Origin of the sequence: Dactylosporangium sp. NPDC005572 (assembly GCF_040605515.1) — a bacterium.
In the GTDB taxonomy this organism is placed as follows: Bacteria; Actinomycetota; Actinomycetes; order Mycobacteriales; family Micromonosporaceae; genus Dactylosporangium.
The window spans coordinates 104,753-110,890 of record NZ_JBEXCY010000014.1; the positions used below are offsets into that span (position 1 = coordinate 104,753).

Annotated in this window: 5 protein-coding genes; all 5 read left to right on the forward strand. The window is 73.4% G+C overall.

Features of this window, described 5'->3' with window-relative positions; genetic code table 11:
• The first annotated feature begins 1 nt into the window (after position 1).
• Positions 2 to 2,599, forward strand: coding sequence for a DNA translocase FtsK 4TM domain-containing protein (locus ABZS66_RS10760; protein WP_354756871.1), 2,598 nt, complete (start codon positions 2 to 4; stop codon positions 2,597 to 2,599).
• Between the two features lie 135 nt (positions 2,600 to 2,734).
• Entirely contained in the window at positions 2,735 to 3,655 is a 921-nt protein-coding gene (locus tag ABZS66_RS10765; RefSeq protein WP_354756872.1) for an AEC family transporter, read from the forward strand.
• Positions 3,656 to 3,663: 8 nt separating this feature from the next.
• Positions 3,664 to 4,257 carry a helix-turn-helix domain-containing protein gene (locus ABZS66_RS10770; RefSeq protein ID WP_354756873.1) on the forward strand — a complete coding sequence of 198 codons (594 nt, stop codon included), beginning with the start codon at positions 3,664 to 3,666 and terminating at the stop codon, positions 4,255 to 4,257.
• A 31-nt stretch (positions 4,258 to 4,288) separates the two neighbouring features.
• Entirely contained in the window at positions 4,289 to 4,744 is a 456-nt protein-coding gene (locus ABZS66_RS10775; RefSeq protein ID WP_354756874.1) for a DUF3291 domain-containing protein, read from the forward strand.
• A 50-nt stretch (positions 4,745 to 4,794) separates the two neighbouring features.
• Positions 4,795 to 6,138: 30S ribosomal protein S12 methylthiotransferase RimO (rimO, locus tag ABZS66_RS10780; protein WP_354756875.1), on the forward strand; the 1,344-nt coding region annotated here is incomplete at its 3' end.

Genomic DNA, 6,138 nt, shown 5'->3' on the forward strand with positions numbered 1-6,138 from the left:
CATGGCGGGCCGCACCTCCCAGGCCGGCCGCGGCGGAGGCACGTCCAACGCACGCGGCGGTTCGAACACGCGTGCGACCGGCTCGGCGGCCAAGCGCACGCCGCCGCGTGCCCGCACCACCGCGGCGACGCCGGCCCGCACGCGGGCCGCCACCCCCCGGGTCACGCCCACGCCGGTGCGGCGCCGACGCGCGGGCGTCGTGGTCGCCACGCCGTTCGGCCTGCTCGGCCGGGGCATGATCGCGGTCTGGATGGGCCTCGCGCACGGCGTCGGCTGGGGCGCCCGCGCCATCGGCCGCCAGGCGGCCAACGCCCGCGACCTCGACCCCGAGCACCGCCGCGACGGCGCCGGCCTCGGGCTCATCGGCCTCGCGGTGCTGCTCACGGCCGCCCTGTGGTTCCAGGCGGCCGGGCCGGTCGGTCGCTGGCTCGCCGGGGTCTGCCACACGTTCATCGGCGCCACGTCGGCGGTGCTGCCGGTGCTGCTGCTCATCGCCGGCATCCGGGTGATGCGCTCCGGCGCCGAGGACGAGCACCGCGGGCGCGGCGTCGTCGGCTGGACCGCCCTCTCGATCGGCGTGACCGGCCTGATGCACCTGGCCGCGGACAGTCCCACCAAGCCGCAGCAGATGGACCGCGCGGGCGGCCTGCTCGGCCGGGCCGGCGGCGGGCTGCTGGAGATGGCCGTGACCGCCTGGGTCGCGGTGCCGCTGCTCCTGCTGCTGTCCGGCTTCGGGCTGCTGGTGGTCACGTCGACCCCGATCAGCCGCATCCCGCACCGCTGGCGCCAGCTGCGCGACCTCGCGCTGGGCCGGGTCGAGGACCCGGCGCTCGCCGGTGACGAGGAGGAGTTCGAGGAGCTCTACGACGAGCCCGAGCCGAAGCCGCGCCGCAGCACGGCCCGGCGCCGGCAGGGTTCGCTGCCGCACCCGCTCGACGACGACCCGGCCGACCCGCCGCCCGGCGTGCTGTTCGACCAGGCCGCGCCCGACCTGGAGCCCGACCCGGTCCACGACACGGTCGTGCTCGACCGGCTGCGGCCACCCGCCAAGCGCAAGAAGGTGAAGGAGCCGCCGGAGCACTCGCCGCTGCCGACGCGGGCCGAGCAGCTCGCGCTCACCGACGCCGACTACCGGCTGCCCCCGCCCACCCTGCTGGGCACGGGTGACGCGCCGCGCGGCCGGACGCGGGCCAACGACGAGGTGACGGCGGCGCTGCAGGGCGTTTTCGAGCAGTTCGGGGTCGACGCGCTGGTCACCGGCTTCACGCGGGGGCCGACCGTGACCCGGTATGAGGTGGAGATCGGCCACGGGGTCAAGGTCGAGCGGATCACGGCGCTGTCGCGCAACATCGCCTATGCGGTGAAGTCGCCGGACGTGCGGATCCAGAGCCCGATCCCGGGCAAGAGCGCGGTCGGTGTGGAGATCCCCAACTCCGACCGGGAGAACGTCTCGCTGGGCGACGTGCTGCGCTCGCGGCCGGCGGCGGCGGACCATCACCCGCTGGTGGTCGCGCTCGGCAAGGACATCGAGGGCGGCTTCGTGCTGGCCAACCTGGCCAAGATGCCGCACATCCTGATCGCCGGCGCGACCGGGGCGGGCAAGTCGTCGTGCCTCAACAGCCTGCTGGTGTCGCTGCTGACCCGGGCCACGCCCGACGAGGTGCGGCTGCTGCTGGTCGACCCGAAGCGGGTCGAGCTGACCAGCTACGAGGGCATTCCGCACCTGGTCACGCCCATCGTCACCAACCCGAAGAAGGCGGCCGACGCCCTCGAGTGGGTCGTGCGCGAGATGGACATGCGCTACGACGACCTCGCCGCGGCCGGCGTGCGGCACATCGACGACTACAACCGCAAGGTCCGCGCCGGGCAGATCACCGCGCCGCCGGGCAGCGAGCGGGTGATCCGGCCGTATCCGTATCTCCTGGTCGTGGTCGACGAGCTGGCCGACCTGATGATGGTCGCACCGCGCGACGTCGAGGACTCGATCGTGCGGATCACGCAGCTGGCCCGCGCGGCCGGCATCCACCTGGTGCTGGCCACCCAGCGCCCGTCGGTCGACGTCGTCACCGGCCTCATCAAGGCCAACGTGCCGTCGCGCCTGGCGTTCGCCACGTCCAGCCTGGCCGACTCCCGGGTCATCCTCGACCAGCCGGGCGCGGAGAAGCTGATCGGCCGCGGCGACGCGCTGTTCCTGCCGATGGGCGCCTCGAAGCCGATCCGCATCCAGGGCGCGTGGGTCTCCGAGACGGAGATCAGCGACGTGGTCAAGTTCTGCAAAGAGCAGCGCGAGCCGGAGTTCCGCCCCGACGTGCTGGTCAAGGCCGAGGAGGGCAAGAAGAAGGTCGACGAGGAGATCGGCGACGACCTCGAGCTCCTGCTGCAGGCCATCGAACTGGTCGTGACGAGCCAGTTCGGCTCCACGAGCATGCTGCAGCGCAAGCTGCGCGTGGGCTTCGCCAAGGCGGGCCGCCTGATGGACCTGATGGAGACCCGCGGCATCGTGGGGCCGTCGGAGGGTTCGAAGGCCCGCGACGTCCTCATCAAGCCCGACGAGCTCCCCGACGCCTTGGCGGCCCTGCGGGAAGACGAGGACGAGTAGCCGGCGCTTCGGTGCCGTCATGAGCAGCCCGTGGTGTGTGTTGAGTCTCAGGGTCGTGGGGTGGGGGCGTGCTCCGGGGCGTGGTTGGGTGATCCGACGGCAGTGAGGCGAGGGTGACCCGGGGCGGTTGACGCGGTGCTTGTGGCGTTTGTGCCGATCTGGGCGTTGACCGCGGTCGGGTTCCTCGCCGGGCGTACCAAGGTGCTGGGGGCAGGCGCCGTCGACGTGCTCGGGCGGTTCGTCTTCTACGTCGCGATGCCCGCCGCGCTGCTCGACACGCTTACGCGGCAGCCCATCGGCGGCGCCGCCGGGCCGGGGATCGCCGCGTTCGTCTGCGCCACAGTGGCCATGGGGGCGGTCGGGTTCTTCGCGGCGCGGTACGTGTTCAAGCGGCCCCTCGCGGAGCAGACCATCGCGGGCATGGCGTCGGGGTACGTCAACGCGGGGAACCTCGGGATTCCCGTCGCGGTGCAGGTGCTCGGCAACGCCTCGTTCATCGCCGTCGTGCTGCTCATCCAGACCGTGATCCTGACGCCGATCATCCTCAGCACGCTCGACTTCGCGCAGGCGGAGCATCCCGGTGGGCGGTGGCGGCGGCTGCTCACCGTGCCGTTGCGGAGCCCGGTGCTGCTGGCCTGCCTGTCCGGGGTCGTGCTCGGGAGCCTCGGCGTGCGGCTGCCGAAGCTCGTCGCCGACGTGGTGGGGCTGCTCGGGGACGCGGCGGTGCCGTCGGCGCTGGTGGCGCTCGGGCTGTCGCTGGTGCCGGCGCGGAGCCCGGACGCCGAGGCGCGCCGGCCGGTCGAGGTCGGGCTCGCCGTGCTGCTGAAGTCCTGCCTGCAGCCCGTCGTGTGCCTGGTCGTGGCCCGGTTCGGGTTCGGGCTCACCGGGGCCGACCTGCTCGCGGCGGTGCTCTGCTCGGCGCTGCCGACGGCGCAGAACACGTTCGTGTTCGCCCGGGCGTACGGCGTGGACGGGACCTATTCGCGCGACGTGATCGTGGCCTCGACCGCGGTGTCGATGGTGACCCTCACGGTTGCGGCCACGCTGCTGCAATAGTTGTCGGCGTGGAAGTCGAGTCGCTCGCGGTGCTGGGCGAGCCGCAGCGCCGCGCGGTGTACGAGCACGTGGCCGCCGCGGCCGCGCCGGTGAGCCGCGACGACGTCGCGGAGGCGCTCGGGATCGGGCGGAACCTGGCCGCGCACCATCTCGACAGGCTCGCCGAGGCCGGCCTGCTGGAGACCTCGTTCGCGCAGCGCTCCGGACCCAGGGCCGGGCGGCCTTCCAAGTTGTACCGCCGGGCGCCGCACGAGCTGTCGGTGAGCTTGCCGCCGCGCGGGTACCGCGTGCTCGCCGAGGTGTTCGCCGACGCGGTGGAGGAGGCCGGCGCCGAGCCGGCGCTGTACGCGGCGGCGCGCAAGCAGGGGTCGCGGCTGGCCGGCGAGGGCGGCACCGAGGAGGTGCTGCGGCGGCTGGGGTACGAGCCGTATGCGGACGGGGACGTCTGGCGACTGCGGAACTGCCCGTTCGACGGCGTCGCGCGGACCCACCCGGGGGTGGTGTGTGGCGCGAACCTGGCGTTGCTGGAGGGGGCACTCGGGCCACGGGTGCGCATCGACCCCCGGCCGGACGGCTGCTGCGTCGTGGTGGACCGGGATTAAAAACAATGGACGTTTGTTTTAGACTGCCCGCATGACCTCACACCTCGCGCAGCTCAACGTGGGCCGCATGATCGCGGCCAAGGACGACCCCCGGGTGGCCGGCTTCTACGGCGACCTCGACCGGATCAACGCCATCGCCGACGCGTCGCCCGGATTCGTGTGGCGCCTCGTCGACGACAGCGGCGCCGATGCGACGTCGTTGCGCCCGTTCGGCCCGGATGTCCTAGTCAACCTGTCGGTCTGGGAGAGCCTGGACGCCCTGCGCGAGTTCGCCTTCCGGAGCCCTCATCTGGACGTACTGCGGAGGCGCCGCGAGTGGTTCGAGCCCTTCGGCGACGTCTACGCGGTCCTCTGGTGGGTCCCGGCGGGGCACATCCCCACGACGGTCGAGGCAGGGGAGCGGCTCGACCTGCTGCGACGTGCCGGCGCGACGGCCGGCGCGTTCACCTTCCGCGACCCGTTCCCGGCTCCGGTCACGGCGGGTTAGGGCAGGATCCGCCCGGCAAATTGTCAGTCCCGGTCGGTACCCTCGACAGCATGTCCACCAACGCTGACCGTCGCGTAGCCCTGCTCACACTGGGCTGTGCCCGCAACGAGGTGGACTCCGAGGAGCTCGCCGCGCGCCTGGCCGAGGGCGGCTGGTCCGTCACCACCGACGGCACCGACGCCGACGTCGTGCTGGTCAACACCTGCGGGTTCGTGGCGAAGGCCAAGCAGGACTCGATCGACACGTTACTCGCGGCGGCCGACACCGGCGCCAAGGTGGTGGCGACCGGCTGCCTCGCCGAGCGCTATGGCGAGCAGCTGGCGGGCGAGCTGCCCGAGGCGCACGCGGTGCTCGGCTTCGACCACTACCCGGACATGGCGGCCCGGCTCGACGCGATCCTCGCCGGCGAGACCATCGCGTCGCACGCGCCCCGCGACCGGCGCACGCTGCTGCCGGTCACGCCCGTGCAGCGGCGGGCGGCGGCCGAGACCGTCGTCACGCCGGGGCACCTGCCGGCGCACCTGCGCGGCGTCATGCGGCAGCGGCTCGAGTCGGGGCCGGTCGCGCCGCTCAAGCTCGCGAGCGGCTGCGACCGGCGCTGCTCGTTCTGCGCGATCCCGTCGTTCCGCGGCGCCTTCGTGTCGCGCACGCCCGACGAGGTGCTCGCCGAGGCCGAGTGGCTGGCCCGCAGCGGCGTGCGCGAGCTGGTGCTGGTGAGCGAGAACTCGACGTCGTACGGCAAGGATCTGGGCGACCCGCGCCTCCTGGAGAAGCTGCTGCCCCAGCTGGCCGACGTCGACGGCATCGTGCGGGTGCGCGTCTCCTACCTCCAGCCGGCCGAGACCCGCCCCGGCCTGGTCGAGGCGATCGCGACCACGCCCGGCGTCGCGCCCTACTTCGACCTGTCGTTCCAGCACTCCAGCGAGCCGGTGCTGCGCCGCATGCGCCGGTTCGGCTCGACCGGGCGCTTCCTGGAGCTGCTGCAGAGCGTGCGGCAGTTCGACCCCGAGGCGGGCGCCCGCAGCAACGTCATCGTCGGGTTCCCCGGCGAGACGCGGGCCGACGTCGACGAGCTCGCGCGGTTCCTGACCGAGGCGCGGCTCGACGCGGTCGGCGTGTTCGACTACAGCGACGAGGACGGCACCGAGGCGGCCGGCCTGCCGGACAAGGTCTCCGCCGGCACGATCAAGAAGCGGTACGACTGGATGAGCGCCCTCGCGGAGGAGCTGTGCGCGCAGCGCGCCGGCGACCGGGTGGGGTCGATCGTCGAGGTGCTCGTCGACCAGATCGAGGACGGCGAGGTGGAGGGCCGGGCCGCGCACCAGGCGCCCGAGGTCGACGGCTCGACCACGCTCGTGGCCGGCGCCGGGCTGGACCCGGCCGTGCTGCGCCCC

Excerpts from the sequence above, each read along its gene's own strand:
- ABZS66_RS10760 (WP_354756871.1), top strand. The coding sequence starts at position 2 with ATGGCGGGCCGCACCTCCCAGGCCGGCCGCGGCGGAGGCACGTCCAAC.
- ABZS66_RS10775 (WP_354756874.1), top strand. The coding sequence starts at position 4,289 with ATGACCTCACACCTCGCGCAGCTCAACGTGGGCCGCATGATCGCGGCC.